Origin of the sequence: Paraglaciecola sp. 25GB23A (assembly GCF_040012495.1) — a bacterium.
Lineage (GTDB): Bacteria > Pseudomonadota > Gammaproteobacteria > Enterobacterales > Alteromonadaceae > Paraglaciecola.
Window position 1 is genome coordinate 102,742 of sequence record NZ_JBDYKM010000006.1, and the last position, 24,940, is coordinate 127,681.

At 42.1% G+C, this 24,940-nt stretch carries 18 protein-coding genes; 9 read left to right on the top strand and 9 right to left on the bottom strand.

Annotation, left to right across the window (positions count from 1 at the left end; translation table 11 throughout):
- Window positions 1–105: 105 nt before the first annotated feature.
- Genes ABKW31_RS11810 through ABKW31_RS11820 form a run of 3 tightly spaced genes read left to right on the top strand, consistent with a single transcriptional unit; the run spans window position 106 to window position 5,527 of the window.
- Window positions 106–1,974 carry a sodium:solute symporter family protein gene (locus tag ABKW31_RS11810; RefSeq protein ID WP_348616565.1) on the top strand — a complete coding sequence of 623 codons (1,869 nt, stop codon included), beginning with the start codon at window positions 106–108 and terminating at the stop codon, window positions 1,972–1,974.
- Window positions 1,967–4,432 carry a glycosyl transferase gene (locus ABKW31_RS11815; RefSeq protein ID WP_348616567.1) on the top strand — a complete coding sequence of 822 codons (2,466 nt, stop codon included), beginning with the start codon at window positions 1,967–1,969 and terminating at the stop codon, window positions 4,430–4,432. Before ABKW31_RS11810 ends, ABKW31_RS11815 begins: the two co-directional genes overlap by 8 nt.
- Window positions 4,433–4,441: 9 nt before the next feature.
- A complete protein-coding gene (locus tag ABKW31_RS11820) occupies window positions 4,442–5,527 on the top strand; it encodes a cellulase family glycosylhydrolase (protein WP_348616568.1) in 1,086 nt (361 codons plus the stop codon).
- A 71-nt stretch (window positions 5,528–5,598) separates the two neighbouring features.
- Here the strand turns inward: ABKW31_RS11820 and ABKW31_RS11825 are convergent, their stop codons facing one another.
- Complete coding sequence (locus ABKW31_RS11825) at window positions 5,599–6,618, bottom strand: LacI family DNA-binding transcriptional regulator (protein WP_348616569.1); 1,020 nt, start codon at window positions 6,616–6,618, stop codon at window positions 5,599–5,601.
- Between the two features lie 461 nt (window positions 6,619–7,079).
- A complete protein-coding gene (locus tag ABKW31_RS11830; RefSeq protein WP_348616570.1) occupies window positions 7,080–8,417 on the bottom strand; it encodes a sorbosone dehydrogenase family protein in 1,338 nt (445 codons plus the stop codon).
- Window positions 8,418–8,861: 444 nt separating this feature from the next.
- Between ABKW31_RS11830 and ABKW31_RS11835 the strand changes: the two genes are divergently transcribed.
- A complete protein-coding gene (locus tag ABKW31_RS11835; RefSeq protein WP_348616571.1) occupies window positions 8,862–9,584 on the top strand; it encodes a FadR/GntR family transcriptional regulator in 723 nt (240 codons plus the stop codon).
- A 32-nt stretch (window positions 9,585–9,616) separates the two neighbouring features.
- Here the strand turns inward: ABKW31_RS11835 and uxuA are convergent, their stop codons facing one another.
- Both uxuA and ABKW31_RS11845 read right to left on the bottom strand, forming a co-directional pair.
- Window positions 9,617–10,810, bottom strand: a complete 1,194-nt coding sequence (uxuA, locus tag ABKW31_RS11840; RefSeq protein WP_348616573.1) for a mannonate dehydratase — start codon at window positions 10,808–10,810, stop codon at window positions 9,617–9,619.
- A gap of 225 nt (window positions 10,811–11,035) precedes the next feature.
- Window positions 11,036–11,734 (bottom strand): hypothetical protein, encoded by a 699-nt coding sequence (locus ABKW31_RS11845; protein WP_348616574.1) that lies wholly within the window; start codon window positions 11,732–11,734, stop codon window positions 11,036–11,038.
- A gap of 561 nt (window positions 11,735–12,295) precedes the next feature.
- On the opposite strand from ABKW31_RS11845, the gene ABKW31_RS11850 reads away from it, so the two are divergent.
- Window positions 12,296–12,691 carry a DUF3718 domain-containing protein gene (locus tag ABKW31_RS11850; protein WP_348616575.1) on the top strand — a complete coding sequence of 132 codons (396 nt, stop codon included), beginning with the start codon at window positions 12,296–12,298 and terminating at the stop codon, window positions 12,689–12,691.
- Window positions 12,692–13,254: 563 nt separating this feature from the next.
- Window positions 13,255–13,725 carry a GNAT family N-acetyltransferase gene (locus ABKW31_RS11855; protein ID WP_348616576.1) on the top strand — a complete coding sequence of 157 codons (471 nt, stop codon included), beginning with the start codon at window positions 13,255–13,257 and terminating at the stop codon, window positions 13,723–13,725.
- A 148-nt stretch (window positions 13,726–13,873) separates the two neighbouring features.
- Here the strand turns inward: ABKW31_RS11855 and ABKW31_RS11860 are convergent, their stop codons facing one another.
- The 5 genes from ABKW31_RS11860 to ABKW31_RS11880 all read right to left on the bottom strand — a co-directional run bounded on the left by ABKW31_RS11860 (window position 13,874) and on the right by ABKW31_RS11880 (window position 21,136).
- Window positions 13,874–14,287, bottom strand: coding sequence for a hypothetical protein (locus ABKW31_RS11860; protein WP_348616578.1), 414 nt, complete (start codon window positions 14,285–14,287; stop codon window positions 13,874–13,876).
- A 421-nt stretch (window positions 14,288–14,708) separates the two neighbouring features.
- Window positions 14,709–15,620 carry an alpha/beta hydrolase gene (locus ABKW31_RS11865; RefSeq protein WP_348616579.1) on the bottom strand — a complete coding sequence of 304 codons (912 nt, stop codon included), beginning with the start codon at window positions 15,618–15,620 and terminating at the stop codon, window positions 14,709–14,711.
- 127 nt (window positions 15,621–15,747) lie between these two features.
- Complete coding sequence (locus tag ABKW31_RS11870; protein ID WP_348616580.1) at window positions 15,748–17,562, bottom strand: acyl-CoA dehydrogenase C-terminal domain-containing protein; 1,815 nt, start codon at window positions 17,560–17,562, stop codon at window positions 15,748–15,750.
- A gap of 196 nt (window positions 17,563–17,758) precedes the next feature.
- Window positions 17,759–18,940, bottom strand: coding sequence for an acetyl-CoA C-acyltransferase (locus tag ABKW31_RS11875; protein WP_348616581.1), 1,182 nt, complete (start codon window positions 18,938–18,940; stop codon window positions 17,759–17,761).
- Between the two features lie 66 nt (window positions 18,941–19,006).
- Window positions 19,007–21,136 (bottom strand): 3-hydroxyacyl-CoA dehydrogenase NAD-binding domain-containing protein, encoded by a 2,130-nt coding sequence (locus ABKW31_RS11880; RefSeq protein WP_348616583.1) that lies wholly within the window; start codon window positions 21,134–21,136, stop codon window positions 19,007–19,009.
- A gap of 232 nt (window positions 21,137–21,368) precedes the next feature.
- Here ABKW31_RS11880 and ABKW31_RS11885 point away from each other — a divergent pair, with 232 nt between their 5' ends.
- The 3 genes from ABKW31_RS11885 to ABKW31_RS11895 all read left to right on the top strand — a co-directional run bounded on the left by ABKW31_RS11885 (window position 21,369) and on the right by ABKW31_RS11895 (window position 24,798).
- Window positions 21,369–22,289, top strand: a complete 921-nt coding sequence (locus ABKW31_RS11885) for a haloalkane dehalogenase (RefSeq protein WP_348616584.1) — start codon at window positions 21,369–21,371, stop codon at window positions 22,287–22,289.
- Window positions 22,290–22,308: 19 nt separating this feature from the next.
- On the top strand, window positions 22,309–23,070 hold the full coding sequence (locus ABKW31_RS11890) for a glucose 1-dehydrogenase (protein WP_348616585.1): 762 nt from the start codon (window positions 22,309–22,311) through the stop codon (window positions 23,068–23,070).
- Between the two features lie 81 nt (window positions 23,071–23,151).
- A complete protein-coding gene (locus ABKW31_RS11895; RefSeq protein ID WP_348616587.1) occupies window positions 23,152–24,798 on the top strand; it encodes a long-chain-fatty-acid--CoA ligase in 1,647 nt (548 codons plus the stop codon).
- Window positions 24,799–24,940: the final 142 nt, after the last annotated feature.

Here is a 24,940-nt window from a genome sequence, read left to right on the forward strand (position 1 = left end):
GTTTAATATAAGCCATGCTCGTAAAGCTTCGGTAATAAGCTTGTCAGCAAAGACCTTCAGCCTATATGGTATTGATGAAATATCGAACAATCATGGAATAAACCAATGAAGATAGCCTTACTTGACCTCATGATTATCATCGCTTATTTGGCGGCGATCATCGGAATCGGTTTTTATTTAAAAAAACGTGCTGCGCAAAGTCTGGATGACTATTTTGTAGGTGGTAAAAAATTACCCTGGTATTTACTTGGTTTATCCAATGCCTCAGGTATGTTCGATATTTCTGGCACCATGTGGTTAGTTACATTGTGTTTTGTTTATGGAATGAAAAGTATCTGGATACCCTGGTTATGGCCTGTATTTAACCAGATATTTTTAGCGGTGTATTTATCAATGTGGTTGCGTCGTTCAAATGTACTAACTGGCGCCGAATGGATGCGAACGCGTTTTGGTGATGGCCGAAGTGGTAAATTATCCCATATGGTTGTCATTGCATTTGCGGTTATTGGTGCCCTTGGTTTTCTGGCGTATGGCTTTGTGGGTATTGGCAAATTTATCGAAATATTTATCCCGTGGGAAAATGTTTCTCCTTATATCCCCTTTGAGATTGCACCAGCCTACGTACCGCATTTTTATGGCATCGTATTTACTTCAATCGCCACGTTATACGTCATATTAGGTGGCATGATGAGTATTGTATGGGCTGATGTACTGCAATTTTCCATCATGACTTTCTCTGCACTATTTATTGGTATTGTCGCCATGATGCAGGTTTCACCAGAGGCCCTGCAGGCTGCTGTACCGGCTGGTTGGATGGATCCATTTTTTGGTTGGAATTTGGACATTAATTGGCAAGGCATATTTGCTGAAGTGAATGAAAAAATCCTGTCTGATGGTTTTTCTCTATTTAGCATATTTGTAATGATGACTTTGTTTAACGGCATATTTAAAAGTGCCGCTGGGCCTATGCCTAACTACGACATGCAAAAAATTCTAGCAACAAAATCGCCCCGCGAAGGTGCGTTAATGAGCGGGTTTGTTTCGGTTATTTTAATGCCAATTCGTTATTTTATGATTGCTGGCTTTACCGTACTAGCTGTAGTTTATTACGATAAGTTGGATCTTATGTCCGGCGGTAAAATAGATTTTGAAAACATTCTGCCCAGTGCCATCTTAGAATTTGCACCTATCGGCGTCATGGGTTTGGTGTTGGCAGGTTTGATAGCGGCCTTTATGTCTACCTTTGCCTCTACCGTTAATGCTGTACCAGCCTATCTGGTTAACGATGTTTATAAACGCTATATCAATCCTAAAGCAAATACCAAAACATTAATTCATACCAGCTATATCGTCTCTATTTTGGTCGTAGTGCTCAGCACCTTTATTGGTCTTTATATTGAGAGTATTAATAGCATTTTGCAGCTGCTTGTTTCAGGACTCTGGGCTGGATATGCAATCGCTAATGTATTGAAATGGCACTGGTGGCGTTTAAATGGCTATGGCTATTTTACCAGTATGCTAGCCGGTTTAGTGTGTTTTATTGTCATTGCTTTCATCCCCGACTCAGCCTTTGATATACCACGAGAGATGGTAGCTCTTTATGCATTTCCCTTAATTTTACTGATCACAGGTGCTGTGTGTATTGGCGTCAGTTTATTAACTCCTGCAGAAGACGAAGCACTGCTTAAACGCTTTTATAAAAACGTTAACCCTTGGGGATTTTGGGGTCCCATTCGTCAAGCTGTTATCGACGAAGATCCTAACTTTGCGGCGAACGCAGATTTTAAGCGGGACATGTTTAATATCGTCATTGGGGTAATCGCGCAAACCTGCTTAGTTGCCCTACCCATATTTGTAGTGATTAAAGAGGGCTGGTCTAGCCTCTGGACACTCAGCATATTCATCATTTGTGCTTGGATATTAAAACGCAATTGGTACGACAAGCTTCCACAAGAGACAACTAGCAATGCTTAAACAAGATAAAAGTACGGAACAACAATATGGTTATTTCGATGACCAAAAATTGGAATATGTGATTACCAGTCCCTATACCCCTACCCCTTGGATCAATTATCTGGGTAATGATGGTTTTTATGGCTTAATTTCCAACACTGCAGGTGGTTATTGCTTTTATCGCGATCCCAAGTTTCGTCGTTTAACCCGCTATCGCTATAACAGCGTGCCCGTAGATAATGGTGGTCGATATTTTTATTTGAACTGTGATGGTCATCAATGGTCAGCAACAGGGCGTCCTGTGCATACTGAATTGGATGAATACCGTTGTCATCATGGTATGGGCTATAGTCGTTTTCACGCCAGTAAAAATAATATTGCCACTGAATTAACCAGCTTTATTCCCTTAAATACAAAAGCTGAAGTACACCGTTTAACCATTACTAATAATAATGACAATGCTAAAACAATCGACTTATTTTCTTTTATCGAGTGGTGTTTGTGGAACGCTGAAGATGACGGCACCAATTTTCAACGTAATTTATCAACCGGCGAAGTAGAGGTTGAAGGCAGCGCGATTTATCACAAAACAGAATACCGTGAACGTCGTAATCATTACGCTTTTTACTCAGTTAACCACCCTATTGACGGCTTTGAAACCGATCGTGAAACCTTTTTAGGCCCCTATCGTGGTTTTGACAGCCCCATTGCGATAGAAAAAAAATCTACCCATAACTCAGTAGCAAGAGGCTGGTCTCCTATCGCTTCGCACCATATAAAATTTGAGCTAGGAGCGGGTGAAAGCAAGACATTAGTATTTGTGTTAGGTTATTGCGAAGTAGACGCTGAGCACAAATGGCAAGCGCCTAATGTTATTAATAAGGCCCCAGCATTGCTTTTACAAAAGCAATTCGACAGCAGCGAAAAAGTCGCTACTGAACTACAGAAACTAGCCGACTACTGGCATAAATTGTTGAATAAAATGACGGTTAACTCGCCTGATAAACGATTTAATCGCGCGCTAAATATTTGGAATCAATACCAAAATATGGTGACCTTTAATCTGTCACGCAGTGCCTCATTTTACGAATCAGGCATCGGCCGTGGCATGGGTTTTCGCGATTCAAACCAAGATACTATTGGCTTCGCTCATATGGTGCCAGAAAAAGTCAAAGAGCGAATTCTAGACTTGTCCGCCACTCAAAAAGCCGATGGCTCTGCCTATCATCAATATCAACCCCTGACCAAAAAAGGCAATGCGAATATCGGCGGCAATTTTAACGATGATCCCATGTGGATGGTGTTATCCACTGCCAACTATATTAAAGAGACAGGTGATTTCAGTATTCTTGATGAGATGGTTATTTACGATGGCCAAGAAGTGGCAACTCACAATCACTTTGACCATTTAGAGCGGGCGTTTAATCATGTCGTCAACAATCTTGGCCCCCACGGTTTACCCTTAATTGGTCGAGCTGATTGGAATGATTGTCTCAACCTTAATTGTTTTTCTGAAGACCCCAATGAGTCCTTCCAAACCACTCAGCGTGGCGCATCAGATGTGGCAGAGTCAGTCATGATTGCTGGGCAATTTGTGCTTTACGGTCAAGATTTTGTGGAAATTTGCCAACGCATTGGCAAAACCGATCTTGCCCTTGCCAGCCAAGCTCATGTTGAACAAATGCGCCAAACAGTTGAGCAGCAAGGTTGGGATGGTGAATGGTATATTCGGGCCTATGATGCACAAGGCAATAAAGTAGGTAGTCATGAGTGCAGTGAAGGGAAGATTTTTATTGAGTCTCAGGGTTTTTGTGCCATGGCAGGTATTGGGACCGAACAAGGCAAGCCTTTACAGGCTATGCAATCTGTGGAAAAACATCTTACTACCGACTTTGGCATCATGTTGAATCAACCGGCCTTTACTCGTTATAGCAAATATCTAGGTGAAATAAGCTCTTATCCTCCGGGTTACAAAGAAAATGCCGGTATTTTTTGTCACAATAATCCTTGGATAACGATTGCTGAAGCGATGTTAGGTCGTGGTGAGAAAGCCTTTGAATATTACAGTAAAATTACCCCGGCATTTTTGCAAGACGTTCAGCAACTGCATAAAACAGAACCGTATGTTTACAGTCAAATGATTGCAGGTAAGGACTCAGCCAATCCTGGTGAAGCCAAGAACTCATGGTTAACGGGCACCGCAGCATGGAACTATTATGCTGCCACCCAATATATATTAGGTATACGCCCTGACTATGAGGGTTTAATCATTGACCCTTGTATTCTGCCCTCTTGGCAAAACGTTACCATTGCCAGAGAGTTTAGAGGGGCGCGTTATGATATTGAACTCCATAACCCGCATGGGCTGAGTAAAGGAAAAATAAAATTAACCATCGATGGCCATGAGGTTGACGGTAATTTGATAGAGGCAAACCGCTATCAGGGTCAACATCATATTGTCGCTGAGATAATCGCTTAAACAATGCACATGAAAGTATTCAATACTCTCATTAAACTGTTTAGTGCCGGTGGATTAGTAATTCACTTGGCGTGTGCAGATCCTATTGATAAATCTGGAGACGCAAAGAAACGCACTCTCCAGTTTGATCACAGTAAGCTTGTTCAACAAAGTTTTGTACGAGTTGCAGGCAACAAATTAATCGACGAATCTGGCCAACAAGTCATCTTTAAAGGGGTCAATATCGCTGACCCTGATAAGTTGCTCAAACAAGATAAATGGTCTTTAGCTATTTTTACTGAATTAAAAGCCTGGGGGGTGAATATCATTCGTTTACCCATTCACCCAATGGCTTGGCGCGAAAGAGGCCAAAAGGATTATTTAGCTCATATTGACCAAGCGATAGTGTGGGCCAACAGCTTAGGTTTGTATTTGATTATTGATTGGCATTCTATTGGTTATCTGCCAAACAATGTCTACCAGGACCCCATATATTTGACCAGTTTAGAAGAAACGCAGGCCTTCTGGCGCACAATAGCCGGTCGATATCGAGGCGTAAGTACCCTCGCCGTCTATGAACTATTTAATGAACCCACCGATCTGGGTGGTAAAGCCGGAAAAGCGGACTGGCTGGTTTGGAAGGGAATCAACGAAGCACTCATCGATATTATTTATGAATATGATACTCAGGTCATTCCTCTGGTTGCAGGCTTTAACTGGGCCTATGATCTTAGCCCCTTAAAAACCCAAGCCATCGAGCGCTCTGGTATTGCCTATGCTTCACACCCATATCCACAGAAAACCTCAATCTCGATTATCAGCAAACAGCAAAACTTTGAGCGCTGGCAACGTGACTGGGGATTTGCTGCTGCAAACTATCCCATCATCGTTACAGAATTAGGCTGGGTACGAGCTGATGGTTATGGCGCACATATACCTGTGATAAATGATGGCAGTTATGGCCCACAAATTATGGAGTTTATGCAACAACGAGAGATTTCTTGGGTCGCTTGGGTCTTTGATCCCCAATGGTCGCCCACTATGATTAGTGACTGGCAGTTTACGCCTACCGAACAAGGTCGTTTTTTTAAACAGCAATTGCAAAAGGCGAAATGAATAAGCGGCGCACCGAGTTTAAACGGATAGGATTTGTCAATCCACCTTAGAATCATTAATGTGGATTGACATCATACTGTTGGAGCAGGCCCAGTGCTGGCTCTCACTTTCAATTCGAAAGGTAGAAATTGTTTACCCGGTACAACGTAGTTACCGCGCAATTGCTCAAGCAGTAAATTAATACAAGTGGTACCAATTTCATGAAGAGGCTGATGCACCGTTGTCAACGCTGGTGTGACATATTCGGCATAATGAATATCATCAAAGCCCATTACTGAAATATCTTCAGGAATTAAAAATCCTTGTTTCTTCAATAGTTTCATTACCCCTATTGCCATCTCATCATTAAAACAAAAAATAGCGGTAGGTCGTTTGCGCAACAACAACAGTTGTTCCGCACAATTAATACCTGAGTCGACGGTATAATCACCAGCCATTTGCAAATCAGAATCAATGTCGATACTTGCTTCTTGCAATGCATCAAAATAGCCTTGTAAACGCTCGTTTGAACTGGGAATATCACTGGGGCCAGTAATAGCGGCAATGCGCTTATGCCCCTCACCAATCAAATAATTCACTGCCGTTTTTGCTGCCGCTACGTTATCTACCGCAACTTGCACAACTTCATCATTATCCATGCTCTCATTAGCGTTCACCATAGGCGGAATTTGTCCGGCTAGTGGCATATTTGAATCAACTTTAAATGGCATCCGTGAACAAAATAATAAGATCCCATCAGCCTGACCCGAGGTAACTAAGTCAGCATAGTGACGTTCACGTTCGAGCAAGCCTTGAGTGTCACCTAATAAAATCGAATACCCCGCGCTTTGCGCACCTTGTTCTATGGCTCGAATAATCCCCGCGTTTACTGGGTTAGTAATATCAGGAATAATAGCCATGATATTACCGCTTTTTCGAGTGCGTAAACTCGCACCAATACGGTTAGGCCTATAACCCATTTCATCAATAATCTTTTTGACCTTATTTAAGGTCTTTTTTGATACCAATTCTGGCGAGCTAAGTACTCGAGAGACCGTTGCTGGAGATACTTTTGCAAGAGTTGCAATATCTTTTATACCTACAATTGCCACAGATAATTCTCTTACTAATATGAACGAAATCATAGATTAACATGTAAATCGTTTTCAGCTAACTAAATGCCTCTAATTTATTGATTTTTTGTTAATAGAAATGTTCTATTTTTGTTATTTTATACATTTGCAGGGACTAGAAGCTAAAAAGCGTAAAACAACCCAATTTACTCAATTACGTAAAGCCGCTACGCTTTTTAAGGAAAAACGTTTTCTGTCGCCAATATAAGTTTAATTTGTCACCATTTGTCCCATGGTATAGCACTCACCTTGATTGAAAAGAGCGCTTAAATAAGGCATAAAAACAGTAAAAATACAGAGGCGACACTATAAAAATGTGTCTTTACTGACTTATCGGCAAAAAATGACTGCAGCCTTGCATAGACTTTTTGTATGCTTTGCTGCAGAATTTTTTTAAGACACTATTCAACGTTTTTTTACTAGTTAAAACAGTGGTCCTATTACTCAGCGCTCACCCGCCAAATAGTATTTCCCACATCATCCGCAACTAATAAAGCACCACTAAGGTCCAATGTAAGCCCGACCGGACGCCCATAGGCCTTGCCATCTTTACTCAGAAAACCCGTTAACACATCTATCGCCTGCCCTTGTGCTTTGCCGTTTACAAAAGGCACAAAAATTACCTTATAGCCGCTGTGTGGTCGCCGATTCCATGAGCCATGCTGACCGATAAACATCCCAGTGGCAAAGCGTTCTGGCAAACTGTTGTTGGCAGAATAAACAAGTCCGAGGGGCGCAGTATGTGCGCCCAAGGCATAATCGGGTGAAATAGCCAGTGCAACTAAATCGGGCCTCTGGGGACTAACTCGAGTATCGACATGTTGACCAAAATAGCTATACGGCCAGCCATAGAACCCATCATCTTTAACCGAGGTGAGGTAATCTGGCACTAAATCACTGCCTAATTCATCGCGTTCATTAACGACCGTCCAGAGTGCCCCAGTTTGTGGCTCCCAAGCCATGCCATTGGGATTCCGCAGGCCGCTAGCAAATACCTTATATTCGCCGCTATTGACATCCACTTGCCAAATAGCTGCGCGCCCTGCTTCTACTTCCATACCTCGTTCTGCAACATTGCTGTTTGAACCAATGGTGACATACAAGGTATTTCCGTCTGAACTGGCAATGATGTTTTTGGTCCAATGATGATTGATTTTCCCAGCTGGTAAATCGACTAACTTTTTACCCTGCTCGCTTATATTTGTTTGTCCAGTTTGATACTTAAAGCGCAACACGGCATCGGTGTTAGCAACATAAAGTGTATTACCAATTAATGTCATTCCAAAAGGCGAGTTAAGCCCTTCCAAAAAAATACTACGCAGATCGGCAAGGCCATCGCCATTTGTATCGCGTAATAATGTAATTCGATTGGCCGAGGGCACCCCTGCACCGGCTCTTTTCATAACGAGTCCGGCAATCCAATTTTTTAAACCTTCTTTATCTTCGGGCTGTGCAGGCGAATTACTTTCAGCGACAAGCACATCACCATTAGGCAAAGTATAAATCCAACGAGGATGAGCGAGTTCTCGCGCAAAGGCTTCAACTTGCGTCCCCAGTGAGGCCGTTGGTTTTAACTTGTCTGGCCAGCCAATCGCAGGGGCGATATTTACAGTTGGAATAAGATCATGCACCGGAGCTGGAAGTATTGGATTTGCACCACTACCTTGGGAGATAGAGATAGTTGCTTTTTCAGCGCAGCCGGACATAGCTAGAACGATAACTATAGAAAAGTATAATTTAGCGCTCAAAGTTAAAGTGTAAATAATTGGGTTATTCATAATGAGTTAATTAAACCATAGATTAAATTGCATGCACGAGACGTTATCATATCCCTGTATTGAAAAGTAAATATTGCCAAAAGCGCTGATACGTCAGACCCACACTAATAATTGCACACCCTTGAGTAACTCAGTCTTGTCACAAAATCCATACAAGCTAATAAATGCAAATCCCCCAAATTAAAAGCCTTGTTCATAGATTGAATCCGAAGCGCTTACTACTATGTGCTTTTTAAACAAAAATTGGCTTAGCCACTAGGTCAACCAATGACTTTCATCTTGTCTCTGAGTTAAGATATTTTCTCGATTGCTTAATATTTAGCATTTAGTCGATATTAGTCTTCAATGACTTTATTAATTTGGCTATGATGTAAGGCCAAAAATGATGTCTGTCTGACCATCGTTAACCACCCTAACTGATTTTTAATAAGATTGAGTGAGCCCATGTCCCAAGTAAATGATTTAAAAAGCCTGCAACTGCAAATAATTAAAAGTGATCGTTTGTATCTAAAGGTGGCAGATCAACTCAACAGACTTATTGAAGAAGGTGCAATTCAACCCGGCCAGCGTTTTCCTTCAGAACGCGAGTTAGCGGAAAAACTGGGGGTAAGCCGACCCACGATCAGAGAAGCGATGATAGCCTTAGAGTTGTCAGGTGTAATTGAAATACGCACTGGCTCTGGCATTTACGTCACTAAACAAGCAGCTAAGTCGGAACCAGAACTGAATGATAAAGGTATAGGACCCTTTGAAATATTAGAAATACGCTACATTATAGAATCTGAAGCGTGTGCCTTGGCGGCTGCCAGAATTACTGATGAGCAAATTCAAGCTTTACGTGAGGCGGTAGAAGAAATGGAAGAAGAAGAGAAAAGACCCGATGCCTCCGAAAAAGCCGACCAAAAATTCCATTCTATTATTGCTCAGGCTTGCCAAAACAGTGCCATTGCATCAGTTGTCGAGTGGTTGTGGGATTTGCGTAATGAATCCCAATTAAGTACCGCATTTTTACAACGAATTCGCGAAGAAGGAGTGCAACCATCTATTAATGAACATCGTAAAATTTTGCAGGCTTTAGAACAACGTAACCCGGAAAAGGCGCGCACGGCAATGAAGCTTCATATTGAAAATGCCACCACCAATGCGGCCACACACTTTAATAAATAGTCGGGCGGCCTTTGGTTACAGCCGCCGTTTATTCATTGACGATTAACAAAGTTATCCACAGTATGAATAACGCCACGTAATTCCGCCAAGCCCTTTAATCGACCAACATAGCTGTAACCAGGTTTAACCCCAGCCTTGTCTAATTCGTCCTCAAGCAAGTGACCATGATCCGGACGCATGGGGATTGCTAAATATGCTTGCCCGTTGGCCTCTTTACTCCGACGTTTTTCTTCAGTTAATAAGGCCTCAACTAAACCAACCATGTCGTTATCGCCGGCTAAATGATCTGACTCAAAAAACGAACCATCTGCCTCACGAATGACATTACGTAGGTGTACAAAATAAATTTTTGGTCCATAATCTTTGGCCATTTGTACTAAATTATTATCCCCTCTGGCACCATAGGAGCCGGCGCACATCGTTAAGCCATTGGCAGGACTCGGGCACGCATCTAATAATGCTTGAGCATCGGAGGCCGTTGATACCACTCGAGGCAGACCAAATAATGAAAAGGGTGGATCATCAGGGTGAATACACATCTTCGCCCCAACCTCTTCAGCAACTGGAATAATCGCTTGTAAAAATAAGAACAGGTTCTGTCTAAATCCTTCCGTACCTATATCGATAAACTGCTGAATTGCAGCACGAATACTGTCTCGGGTATACGAGCCTTCCCCACCGGGTAAACCGGCAATAATGTTCTTTTCTAAGGCATCACGTTCCAATTCCGACATTAATGCAAAACGTTGCTGGGCCTTTTCTTTTACTTTTGGCGCATAGCTCTCAGCCGCCCCATCACGTTTAAGCATAAACATGTCATATGCAGCAAAGTCTGTCATTTCAAAACGTAATGCATGACTATTATTGGGCAACTTGTACATTAAATTAGTGCGCGTCCAATCCACGACAGGCATGAAATTATAACAAATGGTGTATACCCCTGAAGCTGCGGCATTTCTAATTGACGTTTTATAATTTTCAATCAGTTGCAAATAATCACCGGTACGTGTTTTTATATCATTATGCAGAGGAATACTTTCAATTACAGTCCATTCTAGACCCGCGTCTTCAATGACTTTTTTGCGCTCAACTATAGCCTCTGCAGTCCATATCTCACCTGTTTTCACTTCATGTAAGGAGGAGACAATTCCAGTCGCCCCTGCTTGGCGAATTTTCTGCAAACTTATCGAATCACTAGGACCAAACCAACGCCATGTTTCAATCATAAGTTTTACCTTGTAATATTTTAATTAACTATTTCGTATACATCAATGTCCAGTAGCTTAAGACAAAACTTGAGTAAAACATCTAGCCTCGGAACCCCAGTAGAAATAATAACCCAATATAATTGGTAAGGCCACATTACCTATTGATATATTTGAGACAAAGTAAAACTAAAGCGCTTTTTAGCTATAATGTTGGGAAGATGGGTGGTTAAAGTATAATATCAGCTAGTCGCCGGACAATTGAGGAGCACTAAGTAAGTCAGTATTAGCTTGGCGTTGATACCAATCATTAACGACAAGTTCGAGTTGCGCAACGTCCACTCGACCAAAATAGCGCTGCTGGTTATCGACCAAATAATCAGCAAAACGTAATGGATTTTGTAGTTTTTCACGAAAACGCATTACAGTGCTGTGAGCCGTTACTATGGTGTAACGTTTATCCATACTGTGTGGTGCGTTGCAATTTTTGATATCAATGCGTAGTGTATCGCGTAATTTTTCTAAAGAATGATTGTTAACATAACCACGCAGCAATACTCCGCTATCCGCTAAGGTAATACCATTAAACTCAACACCAAAGCATGGGGTGTTTTTAACAATAGAGCCAATCAAATCAACATATTTCGGCTTATCTAAGACTGAAAGTTGATAGCCTTCGATACACGACAGGACTGACATCACGGTCACATGTAAATCACCACTAGGATAATAATATTGCTCGGGCTCTAATGCGCGCAGCTCATGCAAAAACTCACAAATCACGCTGTTTACTGGTGCGTTAATGCGCGCTAATAAAGTAATACCTTTACGTGTATCTAACTTGCCACATAAATACGGATCATGAAAAGTTTGATTTGACTTAATCAATGGCAACGCTTGGTGCCACATCTGCTGATAGTGCTCTTCTATCTCTGCTTGGTGCAACTTAGATCCTCCTTATTAAGCCAATTCTAAACAATATTCTTTTTGGGCATAGCCTACTGTGCCATAAAACGCAGCATTGTGCCCAAATTCGGTACTCACTAAGATCATGGTGTATCGCCAAATAAGTATTGTTGCAAATTGTCTGTATAGGCTATTTGTGCAATAAGCGAGGATTGTAATTGCGCTAACAGCCACACTTGTAGGCTTCGTTCAATTGCTTTTATTGTCGCTGGGTTAGCAGCACAAACAAAAGGATTCCCTGCTATAAAACGTTGGATAAATCACATCAATCAGCTACATGGATAATAAAGATGTCTGTTAATTTAGTTTTTTTTCAAGCTAACAAGTTGTAAGTCCTTAACTTTACGCAACTTTACCGTAATAAGGTATTCACCAAGAAGCATATTAGCTTATTGGGTATAACTCCGGATACCTAAGTATCAGCTTGGGGGTTTTTTAATCAATTTACCTAGGTTTTAATAGCTCCATCGAAACGCAGCAAAAACACACCTTACGCTGCAACTTTAAACCAACTTACTTTTAAATACAGAGGAATTGACCATGTTGAAAATCGTTAAAACTTCCATCGCTTTAGCCGCTGCTTCTTTCATTGTTGCTGGACACGCCAAGGCTGATATCAACGAAGCATTACAAAACATCTGCACTATCGTTAAAGCTGACGATAAAGGCGAATTACGTAAAAAAATGAGAATGGTGCAGTCAGACTACCGTTTGAAATTACAAGACTATTACTCTGGTATCTCTTGTGGTGGCGAGAGCCTAATCCGCACAGCGATGTTAAATGACTCAATAGAAACCGGTACTCTGATGGTCAAAAAAATGCCTAAGGGTGACCTAAGTTCACCTGAATCAGATGGCCTGACTATTGCGGCATGGGCATCAGAGAATGGCTTAGACGAATCACCCATTGTTGCTGTATTGAACGATAGAATCTAAGAGTAGCTGAGAGCTTAAAGCGACGAGTTGCTTGCTAAGTTCAAGATATTGGAGAGGACTAATACCATTAATCCTTCAAAAGCGGCCCCAATTGGGGCCGCTTTTTTATGTCTTAATTTTAGAAGATAGCCTTGATTTTAACTGCAAGCTAAAAAATAAGACATTATGTTTTTTTGGCGCGAATACCAGCAAAGGGTTATCTTAATCTAATTATCGAACATCATTGTTGAAGTTAAGACATAAAGTTATACCCTATTGACCATTATTTCTATTCCAACGATACTTTACAATCAAACATAAAGGCATCGGACTTTGGGGCAGCTATTGACAAAAAAGAATGTAAACAAGTTTGCTTCTATGGTGAATTGAAAGTATTAAGAAACATCGACCAGTGAGTTTGTCTCCTCTCGTCACTCTAGGCCCTTTTAATCAATAATATTTGGTAATTTTTTGCACATTAACGTAATCAATGACTAGCAAAAATCCTTGTTCGCTTGCATAACAAGTTAAAAAATCTGTGTTTTTAATGGATTTTCTATTAACTAATAATTGAGTATAAAACTTTGAAAAATCAAATATACATTCGCGAAATGAGTAAATCAGACATACCAAAAGTAAAGACAATTATTGATGATAACCAAATGTTTCCAGCAGAATATATTGATGAAATGACGGTAAATTATTTTAATCAAGAGACTGAAGATATGTGGTTCATTTTGGAGCAAGAAGACGCAGGAATAATCGCTGTAGCTTATTGCTCACCAGAACGCATGACCGAAGGCACTTGGAATTTATTATTGATAGCTGTACTCAAACAGTTCCAAGGTTGTGGTGTTGGCTCTAAGTTGATCACATTTATCGAAGATAAACTTAAAACATTATTGGTCAGAGTGCTACTCGTAGAAACTTCTGGCTTACCTGAGTATGAACTCACCAGAGATTTTTACCCGAAATGTGGATACAAACAAGTAGCAGTAATACCTGAGTATTATGCTATCGGTGACGACAAAATTGTGTTTTGCAAGCATCTCTAGCTAACACTTTGACTTAAAACGGACGTATTACTTGCTTCCATTTTTTTAGTGTTAACTTATATTGTTTTTTATCTTTTTTAGCTAGAAGCTTGTGACTCGCTGCTCGTTTTTGCCCTATATTTCCTTTGAGGCCGTTTCGTTTTATTCATTACTCTTGCTGCTGAGTCAATCTTTTACTAAACCAGTGACTCACTGCCCCACCCAACATCATAGCCATGGCCAGCGCCATAAAAATCGGTACTTGAATAGTTAAGCTTTCAAGACCTTGGGTAAACCAAATCCGGAAAAAAGGCAAAAAACCAAAGGATAGTGCGATAACTAATATACAGGCAAAAGCAGCTCGCTTTTTCGGCTCAGGATTGGCTCGACTAATCAAATGGACGCCCACAAAAAATCCAAATAAAACACTGATCCCAGTATACATAGTCCACATGTCTGAGGAGCCACCCCCTTGACTGAGCATCGGTATTTCTTTTAAACCCTGAGGTAAACCCAATACAAGACCAGTAAATGCGCCTATTATTAGATCTTTATTAACATTCATCCAATGAGGTGCTTTCATTTAAATTTTATAACTCCATTTATTATCACTTCATTTACCCATTGGTACTTGATCCAATCCAATTTCGACCATTAATAATAAGGCTTGACCCAATATCCTATAATTCTGTTATTTTTAAAAGTCTTAAGCTTTATTTTCATCAACTAGTACTCATTAATCAGCCTTAACTCTAATAAAAATCGAACTTTTACAAAAAATCGCCAGAGAAGTAGTGCCAACTTGCTGAGGTAAAAAATCGAAAAAGTGGCTTAAGTGACAAAAGTGCATGATATATAACTAAGTAATTATAATTTATCTTCACAAAAATTAAACTTTTGACCTCTACAATGCGTCATACCTAATGACAGCGTAGTGAACTGTCATTTGAAATCCCTGGACCGCAAAGTAGTAAACAACTTTGCGGTTTTTTATTGCTCTAATTTTATTCAGCTACAGCCATAAACTCTTCAATATATTTTGCCACTATCTGGGGCTGTTCATGATGCAGCCAATGGGTGGCATCACTAAAGCGGATAATCTGACAATCGCTTACATACTCCTCTATACCCGATAAAACGTCTCTGACAAAGGCCTCATCCTGCTCACCCCATAGAATTAAGGTTGGCACGCTTACACGGATATTGGGGATTTTTGCCCCCTGCTTCATCCGCTTTTGTGGGTCGCCCGGTTCAAGCAAGGGTGGCTGTTGTGGCATCATAAGGTAATAAGACAACATACCTTCAACTGCTTCGGCTTGCTGCCATACAACTAAATAGTCTGCCTGCTGTTTCGCATCAAACACAGGTCGACAGGTACCTCCAAACAACATATTTCTAAGCAGAGAAAAGTCATTATTTCGCACCCGTTTTGGTCCGTCTGGGGCGGTTAAGTGATGTATATAGTGGCTCTTTTTTTGTTGCTCTGGATTGTAGTGCATTTCACGGGTAAAGGTACTTGGGTGAGCTGCATTAAGAATAATCAATTTATTAAATAACTGCGGATAAAAGGCTACTAGGGGCCACGCGATTGCACCGCCCCAATCGTGCGCCACTAAAAATACTGGATGCTCAGCGCTGTTAGCTTCACAAACTTGTTGGACAAAATTGGCCATAAAAGGGATAAGCTTTGCTAACTGATAAAAGGAAATATCGTCCGGTTTGTCACTTAAATTATAACCGGGTAGATCAGGCGCAATCACTTGGTATTGTTGACTAAAATAGTTCATTTGTTGTTGCCAACTCGCCCAATATTCTGGAAAACCATGTAAAAAGATAATAGTTCCAGCTGGTTTGTCGGGCTTAGCTTCAACGTAATGCAGTTTTACCCCTTCAACATCAATGAATCGATGGTTCATTTTTATTCCCTTACATCACAAAAAAAGGCGAACGACTCACAATTAATTGCCTGTCGTCCGCCTTAATACTTATTGTATTTTTAGCTCGTAGCTCGTAGCTCTCAGCTCTCAGCTCGTAGCTAAACTATTAACCTAAATAAAACAACTCTTCATCCATACTCATCAGGTTCTCAGCGCCAGACTCCATTGCTGAAACCAATGAACGCGTACGAGTAAGCATGCGGTCAAAATAGAACTTAGCCGTGTGTAATTTTGCTTGGTAGAAAGCTTCGTCACCCACACTATCGCTATAATCACCTGAGTCTATTTTCTGTTGGGCAGTTACCGCCATTTTTAACCAGAAATAACCAACGGTGACATAACCTGAATACATCAAGTAGTCTACTGACGCAGCCCCTAATTCTTCAGGATTATTTGCTGCGCGCTGCATAATGTCTGAGGTAATCTGCGCCCATTCATCACAATGTTTATTAATGGTATTTGACCAAGCATTAAACTGACTTTTATCACGGATACTGAGGCAATATTCTTTAATCTCTTGAATGAACAACTTAAGTAGTTCTCCATTCGAGCCTGCCACTTTACGGGCTAATAAGTCGATAGCCTGTATACCCGTTGTGCCCTCGTACATAGTACAAATACGGGTATCACGAGCAAGTTGCTCCATGCCCCACTCTTTAATGTAACCGTGACCACCGTAAACTTGCATGCCATAGCTGGTCGATTCTTGAGCCGTCTCGGTTAAAAAGGCTTTTAATATTGGCGTTAACAAAGCCAATTTTCCTTCTCCAATTTGTTTGGCTTTTTCATCAGTAGAATACAAACCAACATCAACTAATTGCATGCAATACAGAGCCATCGCACGCTCACCTTCACGAAAGGCTTTCTGCGTCAACAACATACGGCGTACATCAGGGTGATGAATAATAGGGTCGGCCGGTCCATTCGGATTTTTAATACCGCTGACTGAACGGAATTGCAAACGGTCTTTGGCGTAAGTTAATGCACCTTGGAAAGCCGCTTCAGTCGCAGCCAAACCTTCTAAACCAGTACCGATACGCGCCATATTCATAAAGGTAAACATACAATTTAAACCACGATTTTCAGTACCGACCAAAAATCCTTTGGCTTCATCAAAGTTGATAACACAGGTAGCACTCGCCTTAATGCCCATTTTGTGCTCAATCGAACCACAGCTAACAGCATTGCGCTCAAGTTTTTCGCCATTTGGACCGGCAAGAAACTTAGGCACAACAAATAATGAGATACCTTTTGTACCGCTCGGCGCATCGGGCAAACGAGCAATAACAATATGCACAATATTGTCAGACAAATCATGTTCACCGGCAGAGATAAAGATTTTGGTACCAGTAATACTGTAAGAACCATCTGCATTGGGCACGGCTTTGGTTTTTAACATGCCTAAATCAGAGCCACAGTGTGACTCAGTCAAACACATGGTTCCAGTCCACTTACCAGATACTAAGTTATGTAAATACTGCTTTTTCAGTTCGTCGCTGCCGTGGGCTTTTAAGGTTTCCATACAACCGTGACTCAGACCGGGATACATAGCCCAGCTATGGTTTGCACCAGAAAACCACTCTGCCAAGATCGTACCAAGAGAGTACGGTAGTGCTTGACCACCAAACTCTTCAGGATGAGTCATCGATGGCCAGCCGCCGTCGACATATTGCTGATAAGCATCTCTAAATCCAGCTGGTGTTGTAACAACACCGTCTTTCCAAACACAACCTTCTTCATCGCCGCTAGCATTAATTGGCGCTAGTACATTTTCGGTAAATTTAGCCCCTTCAGCAAAAATCGCTTCAACCATATCGGGCGAAGCATCATCAAACCCTAAGTCTGCATAATGCTTGTCAAAACCAAGCAATTCGTTCATCACGAACAATGAATCTTTTTGTGGTGCTTTATAACCTTGCATAACTACCTCTTAAATAATTTTTGTTTTCTCGATACTCTGAGCCTTAGCCTTAGCTACGAGTTTTCGAGCACCGAGCTGCGAGCTGCGAGCGAAAGAAAAAGCGTTTAAACTTTATTTTTCTAACTCAGTGCTGTTTATCCACGGTTTTTCGCTCGAAGCTCGTAGCTCGTAGCTCGTAGCTCGATATTACTAGCTTTTAAAAAACTTCAAACAAGCCTGCTGCGCCCATACCACCGCCTATACACATGGTACAAACCACATATTTAGCACCGCGACGTTTCCCTTCTATCAAAGCATGGCCAATCATTCTGGCGCCACTCATACCATAGGGATGACCGATAGAGATCGCACCACCGTTAACGTTAAGTAATTCATCAGGAATGCCTAATTTGTCACGGCAATAAAGCACTTGCACTGCAAAGGCTTCATTCAGTTCCCAAAGGCCTATATCATTCATAGTTAGGCCATGTTGCTTTAATAATTTTGGGATAGCGAAAACTGGGCCAATACCCATCTCATCCGGCTCACATCCGGCCACAGCGATACCACGATAAGCACCCAGTGGAGTCAAGTTAGACTTTTCGGCAAGCTTACCGTCCATCATGACACATGCAGAAGCCCCATCTGAAAGTTGGCTGGCGTTTCCTGCGGTGATAACCCCCCCCTCAATTACCGGCTTCAAACTTTGCAAACCAACTAAGGTTGTTTCAGCGCGATTGCCTTCGTCTTTACTTAAGGTGATTTGATGAAAGCTTTCTTCTTTTGTTTCTTTATTGAAAACCACTTGTGTTGCAGTAACTGGCACTATTTCATCATCAAACTTGCCTGCAGCTTGTCCGGCTGCAGTACGCATTTGGCTTTGAAATGCGTATTCGTCTTGTGCATCACGGCTAATCCCATAGCGTTTGGCTACGATTTCAGCGGTTTGTAGCATAGGCATATAAATGTCACGGTGTTTTTTCACCAATGCGGGGTCAACCATGCGATGAGTATTCATGCTTTTGTTTTGTACTAGACTAATCGAGTCTAAACCACCGGCCACCATAATCGGCACATTGTCAGTAATAATATGTTTTGCTGCCGTAGCAATAGCGTACATGCCCGAGCTACATTGACGGTCAAGGGTCATACCAGCAACAGTGACTGGCAAATCACCGGCCAATGCCGCTAAACGAGCGATGTTCATACCACCACTACCTTGGGTTAACGCACTGCCCATGATGACGTCATCAATACTAGCGGGATCAACACCAGAGCGCTTTACCGCTTCACGAATAGCATGACCACCTAGACTAGGGGCTTCTAAATTATTAAAAGCTCCTTTGTACGCTCGGCCAATCGGTGTTCTTGCGGTAGAGACAATTACAGCTTCTTTCATAATATTTACTCTTTTAATACCAAGCTAACTCAGTAACTTAGCGTAGGTTAAAATCCAAGACCCAAATTACAGGTCAGAAAAACGTTTGCCCTGCTCAGCTAATTTTTTCAATAATGGCGCGGGTTGGAACCAGTGACCACCATACTCACCTAACTCATCACGATATTTACACATCGCGTCATAAACTGTTTTTAAACCAATTTCATCGGCATATTGCATCGGTCCACCGCGATAAACTGGGAAACCATATCCATAGACATAGATCACATCAATGTCACTCGATTTAGCGGCAATGCCCTCTTCCAAGATGAGAGCCCCCTCGTTTATAAGTGGGAAGATAATCCGCTCGAGTATTTCTTGCTCACTGATTTTACGTTGTTTGATGCCAAGACGATCAGCTTCCTGTTTTGCGATCTCTGCAACCGCAGGATCAGGGATCGGTGTGCGGCTCCCTTCAGCGTATAAATAAGCGCCCTTACCTACTTTTAAACCGACTCTCCCCTGTTCCACTAATTTATCTGCAATAATGCAGTAGCTGGGGTCATGTTTGATAAATTTTTGACGGGATTGACGCACAAAATAACCGATATCTTGGCCAGCCATATCACCCATAGTGAAAGGCCCCATAGGCATACCAAAGTCATAAATAATTTTATCGACATGCTCAGGACTTGCGCCTTCAAGCATCAGGCGATTTGCTTCACGGCCATAAGATTCAATCATGCGGTTACCCACAAAACCGAAACACACACCAACCAGCACAGCGACCTTATTAATTTTCTTGGCCATCATCATGGTAGTTTTAATTACATCAGCCGAAGTCTTTTCACCTTTGACTACTTCAAGTAATTTCATAACGTTCGCTGGGCTAAAAAAGTGCAAGCCAATGACATCTTGTGGCCGCTTAGTCGCTGCCGCTATTTCATTTAGATCCAAGGTTGAAGTGTTCGAGGCAAGTATTGCACCTGGTTTACACACGGCATCTAACGACTTGAACACTTCTTGTTTTACCGACATTTTTTCAAATACCGCTTCAATCACCAAATCAACATCAGACAAATCGCTGTAGCTAGTTGAGCCGCCTAATAAGCTCATGCGTTCTTCAACCTGCGCGACGGTCAATTTGCCTTTCTTAGCAGAACTTTCATAATTTTTGCGAATAAGCGCTAAACCCTTATCTAAGGCCTCTTGTTTCAATTCTAACAACGTGACCGGAATTCCTACGTTGGCAAAATTCATGGCGATACCGCCACCCATGGTGCCAGCGCCGATAATACCGACTTTTTGAATATCTCTGACGGGCGTGCTTTTGTCGTAGTCTTTAACATGGGAAGCCGCACGTTCAGCAAAAAAGAAATGCTGTTGCGCACGCGCTTCTTTTGACGCCATGCATTGCATAAACAACTCACCTTCGCGCACTAAACCTGCATCGAAAGGCAAACTGACTGCCGCTTCAACGGCTTGAATACAACGCTCTGGTGCAAAAAAGCCTCTGGCTTGTTTAGCAATACTCTGACGATACTGAGCAAAGAGCTCTGCTGGAGCAGTGCTCGGGTCAATTGTAATATCGCAGGTTCTTTTGACTGCAGCGCCGTTACTAACAAGTGCAGCGCAAAAGGCCATAGCCTCTTTTAATAAGTTTTCTGCTTGTTCAACAACTAGATCAAATACACCAGCCAATTTTTTAGCTGCTACCGGACGACCCGATACAATCATATCAAGTGCTTGAGCAACACCGGCCAAGCGAGGTAAACGTTGAGTCCCACCTGCACCAGGAAGAATACCCAGATTCACCTCTGGCAGACCCACTTTATTGGCCGCAAAAGTCACCCGATAATGACAAGAAAGAGCAACTTCTAATCCACCACCAAAGGCGGGGCCATTAAGCACCGCCACTATTGGTTTATTGGCGTTTTCAATCAATTCCAACACAGCAGGTAAAGGGGGCTCAAAGTCACCACCAGAAAACTCACTGATATCAGCACCACCCGAAAACAAATTTTGCTTAGAGGAAATAACAATAACTTTAACCGAATCGTCAGCCAAGGCTTGCTGAAGTGCAGCAATCAAACCGACTCTTACTGCTTTTGACAAAGCATTAACAGGCGGATTTTGCATCCATAGCACGGCCACATTACTGCCGACTCCCTGTTCTACCAGCTCGTAGGCAACAGCTTGTATTGAATTTTGCGTCATAAACATGTCCAACCAGATAACATTAAGTTGTGTGATAGTAGGCTAGGCTTGTCAATCATCCAAATTTATTGGTTTTATGTTGACCTATAAAACTGAGTTATAACGCTGGACTTATGTTGTATTCATTAAACTCATATTGATTTATCAATCTACACAAGTTGACTTTTATTGCACCTTTTGATGTTCTAATCAGTAAACATCTATTTTACATTATTTTCACATAAGGTTTATTTTGGATTATTTAAGCACTCCTAAAGCTTGTTTCGCTGCTATTGAGGATTATCCTTTTGCAGAACACTATTTAAATGTCAGTGATCAAGAAGGCGGAAGCCTTAAGCTGCACTATGTTGATGAAGGTCCCCGAGATGGCGAAGTTGTGCTGATGTTGCATGGCGAGCCAAGTTGGAGCTTTTTATATCGGCACATGATTTCATCCATTGTCGCAGCAGGCTATCGGGTTATTGCCCCAGACTTAATTGGCTTTGGTAAGTCAGACAAACCCACCAAGCAGAGCGATTATACTTATCAACGTCATGTTGATTGGATTAGAGCCTTACTGATTGAACTGAAACTATCTGACATCACATTGGTGTGCCAAGATTGGGGAGGCTTGATAGGCCTGAGGCTGGTGGCTGAGCATAATACCCTTTTTGCCCGAGTATTAGCCGCGAACACTATGCTACCTACTGGTGATCATCCCGCCACAGAGGCTTTTTTGAAATGGAAGGCCTTTTCTCAAGAAGTACAAATATTTCCGGTAGCCGGCGTGATTAAAGGTGCCACAGTAACCGAGCTCAGTGTACCAACTCTCAATGCCTACGATGCGCCTTTTCCCGATGAATCCTATAAAGCTGGAGTAAGGCAATTTCCTTTATTAGTGCCTGTAACACCAGATGATCCCGCCAGTGATGCCAACAGACGAGCTTGGCAGGTATTACAACAATTTACTAAACCCTTTACTACCGCCTTTAGTGACAGCGATCCAGTCACAGCGGGCGGTGATCGGATTATGCAAAAGCTGATACCCGGTTGTCAGGGGCAAGCCCATACAATTATTCAACAAGGCGGACATTTTTTACAAGAAGATCAAGCTACAGCGCTCAGTAATGTGTTGTTGACCTTTATGCAAGCAAACCCAATTTCAATAAAATAAGAAAGATAAGGACAAAACAATGGATGAATTACTCGATTTTAGCGGGCAAGTGGCCCTCATCACGGGAGCCGGTAGCGGTTTTGGCCGATTACTAAGCTTAGGTTTAGTGAAACGGGGCTGTCGTTTAGTTATCAGTGATATTAATGAAGAGCATCTCGCTCAAACCGTCGCCTTGGCTGGGAGTAATGCTGGCAATATAATCAGTCAACGCTGCGATGTTGCTAATGAACAAGATTGCAAAGCCATGGTAGATAGCGCGATGCAACACTTTGGCCGTGTGGATATTGCTGTCAACAATGCCGGTATCGCTCACGAAATGTCTCCTCTCCATTTATTAACTGAGCAAACCATGGATAAACAATGGGATGTCAATGTTAAAGGGGTACTCTTTGGCATGAAGTATCAAATTGCCGCCATGATGAGTCAAGGCTCTGGGCATATTCTAAATGTCAGCTCGATGGCTGGTATAGGTGGGGCGCCCAAAGGTGGCGCCTATGCTGCAGCGAAACATGCCGTTGCCGGTTTAACCAAAACCGCCGCGGTTGAATACGCGAGAAAAGGCATTCGCTGTAATGCCATTTGTCCGTTTTATAGCCCGACCGCGATATTAAAAGATCACGACTCGCCCGAAAGCCAAGCCCAACTGGCCCGCGGAACACCTATTAAGCGTTTGGCTCAGCCACAAGAAATCGTCAACACCATGATTTTGATGTTGTCTCCCGGCAATTCTTACATGAATGGCCAAACTATCGCCGTTGATGGTGGTGTTTCAGCCTGGTAATAATCAGTCTATATTTTACCCCAAGGTTAACATTTTGGCCTTGGGTTTTTTAATCCAATAATTCTAAAAAAGGACAATAAAATGCAAGCATTGATGATGAATTCACAGTTGATGATTTCTTCAATTTTAGTTCATGCCGAGCGTAACTTTCCAGAAACAGAAATTGTTTCAGTGACAGCAGACAACCCACGTCACCGCTACACTTACAAAGACTTTGCCAAGCGCTCAAGAAAATTGGCCAATGCCTTAACACAGTTGGGAGCCAAGTTTGGCGACCGCATCGGTACCTTGGCTTGGAATGATTACCGTCACTTGGAACTATATTACGCCATATCAGGCAGTGGCATGGTATGTCATACCATTAATCCTAAGCTCTTCCCTGAACAAATTGCTTATATCGTTAAACATGCAGAAGACAAACTGCTGTTTGTTGATGTCTTAGTCATGCCTTTGTTGGAAGCCTTAAAACCGCATTTAAGTGATGTCACTGGTTTTATAGTGATGACAGATAAAGCCCATATGCCCCAAACCAGTTTATCTAATGTATGGTGTTATGAGGACTTACTGGAACAACAATCTGATGAATTTGAATGGCCGCAATTTGATGAAAACACTGCCAGTGGCATGTGTTATACCTCAGGCACAACAGGCAATCCAAAGGGCGTAGTTTATAGTCATCGCTCAACTCTGTTACACGCACTGGCTGGCTCTTTACCTGATGTGACAAATGCCTCAACTCATGAAACTTGTATGCCCGTTGTTCCCATGTTTCACGTTAATGCTTGGGGGATTCCCTATGCTGGCGTGATGGCCGGTTCCAAACTGGTAATGCCTGGTCCGAAGATGGGCGATGGTGAAACCTTGCAGTCCTTAATCGAACATGAAGGCGTAACCTATAGCTCAGGAGTACCGACCATTTGGTTAGCGTTGTTAGATTACCTTGATAAATCTAAAACTAAATTAGCTAAAATGACTCGAGTTACGGTTGGCGGTGCGGCTTGCCCTAGAACGGTAATTGAACGTTTCAAAGCCTACGGAACCACCGTCGTTCAAGGTTGGGGTATGACAGAAACAAGTCCACTGGGCACAGTTTTTTGTTTAAAGCGTGGCATGGATGACTTATCTGATACTGAGTTGACTGATATACAATGTAAACAAGGGCGTGGTGTCTTTGGAATTCAAATGCGTATCGTAGATGAAAATAATAAAGAGTTACCTTGGGATGGCGTTGCCTTTGGTTCCTTAAAAGTGCGCGGTCCTTGGGTCGCTAGCGGCTATTACGGTATGTCTCAAGTACCTGGTACACCAGGCTGCCCTGTGGATGAAGATGGCTGGTTTGAAACCGGCGATGTTGCCACTATTGATCCCAATGGCTTTATGCAAATCACCGATCGAACAAAAGATGTTATCAAGTCGGGTGGAGAATGGGTTAGCTCCATTGAAATTGAAAATGCAGCTGTCAGCCATCCTTTAATTGCAGAAGCGGCGGCTATCGGTCGTTATCATCCTAAGTGGACTGAGCGTCCTTTATTAGTAGCGGTATTAGTTGAGGGTGCAGATATTGCAGCTGAAGAAATTATTCAATTTTTGAGCACTTCACTGCATAAATGGTCTTTACCCGACGATGTAGTATTTGTTAAGGAATTACCCCATACCGCGACCGGTAAACTGAACAAATTAGCCCTACGTAAATCTCTCGAAGATTATCAGTTCCCAATAAAAAATTAGGTAATATCCTGCACCGGAGCAATATAATGCTCCGGTGTACGGCTTATATTCCAGCTACTGACATATTTTTTAACGCTTTAAGCCTTGCTTTTAACGCTTAATAAATTACTGTGCATCGCTTTTTTTTAACATTTAACCTAAG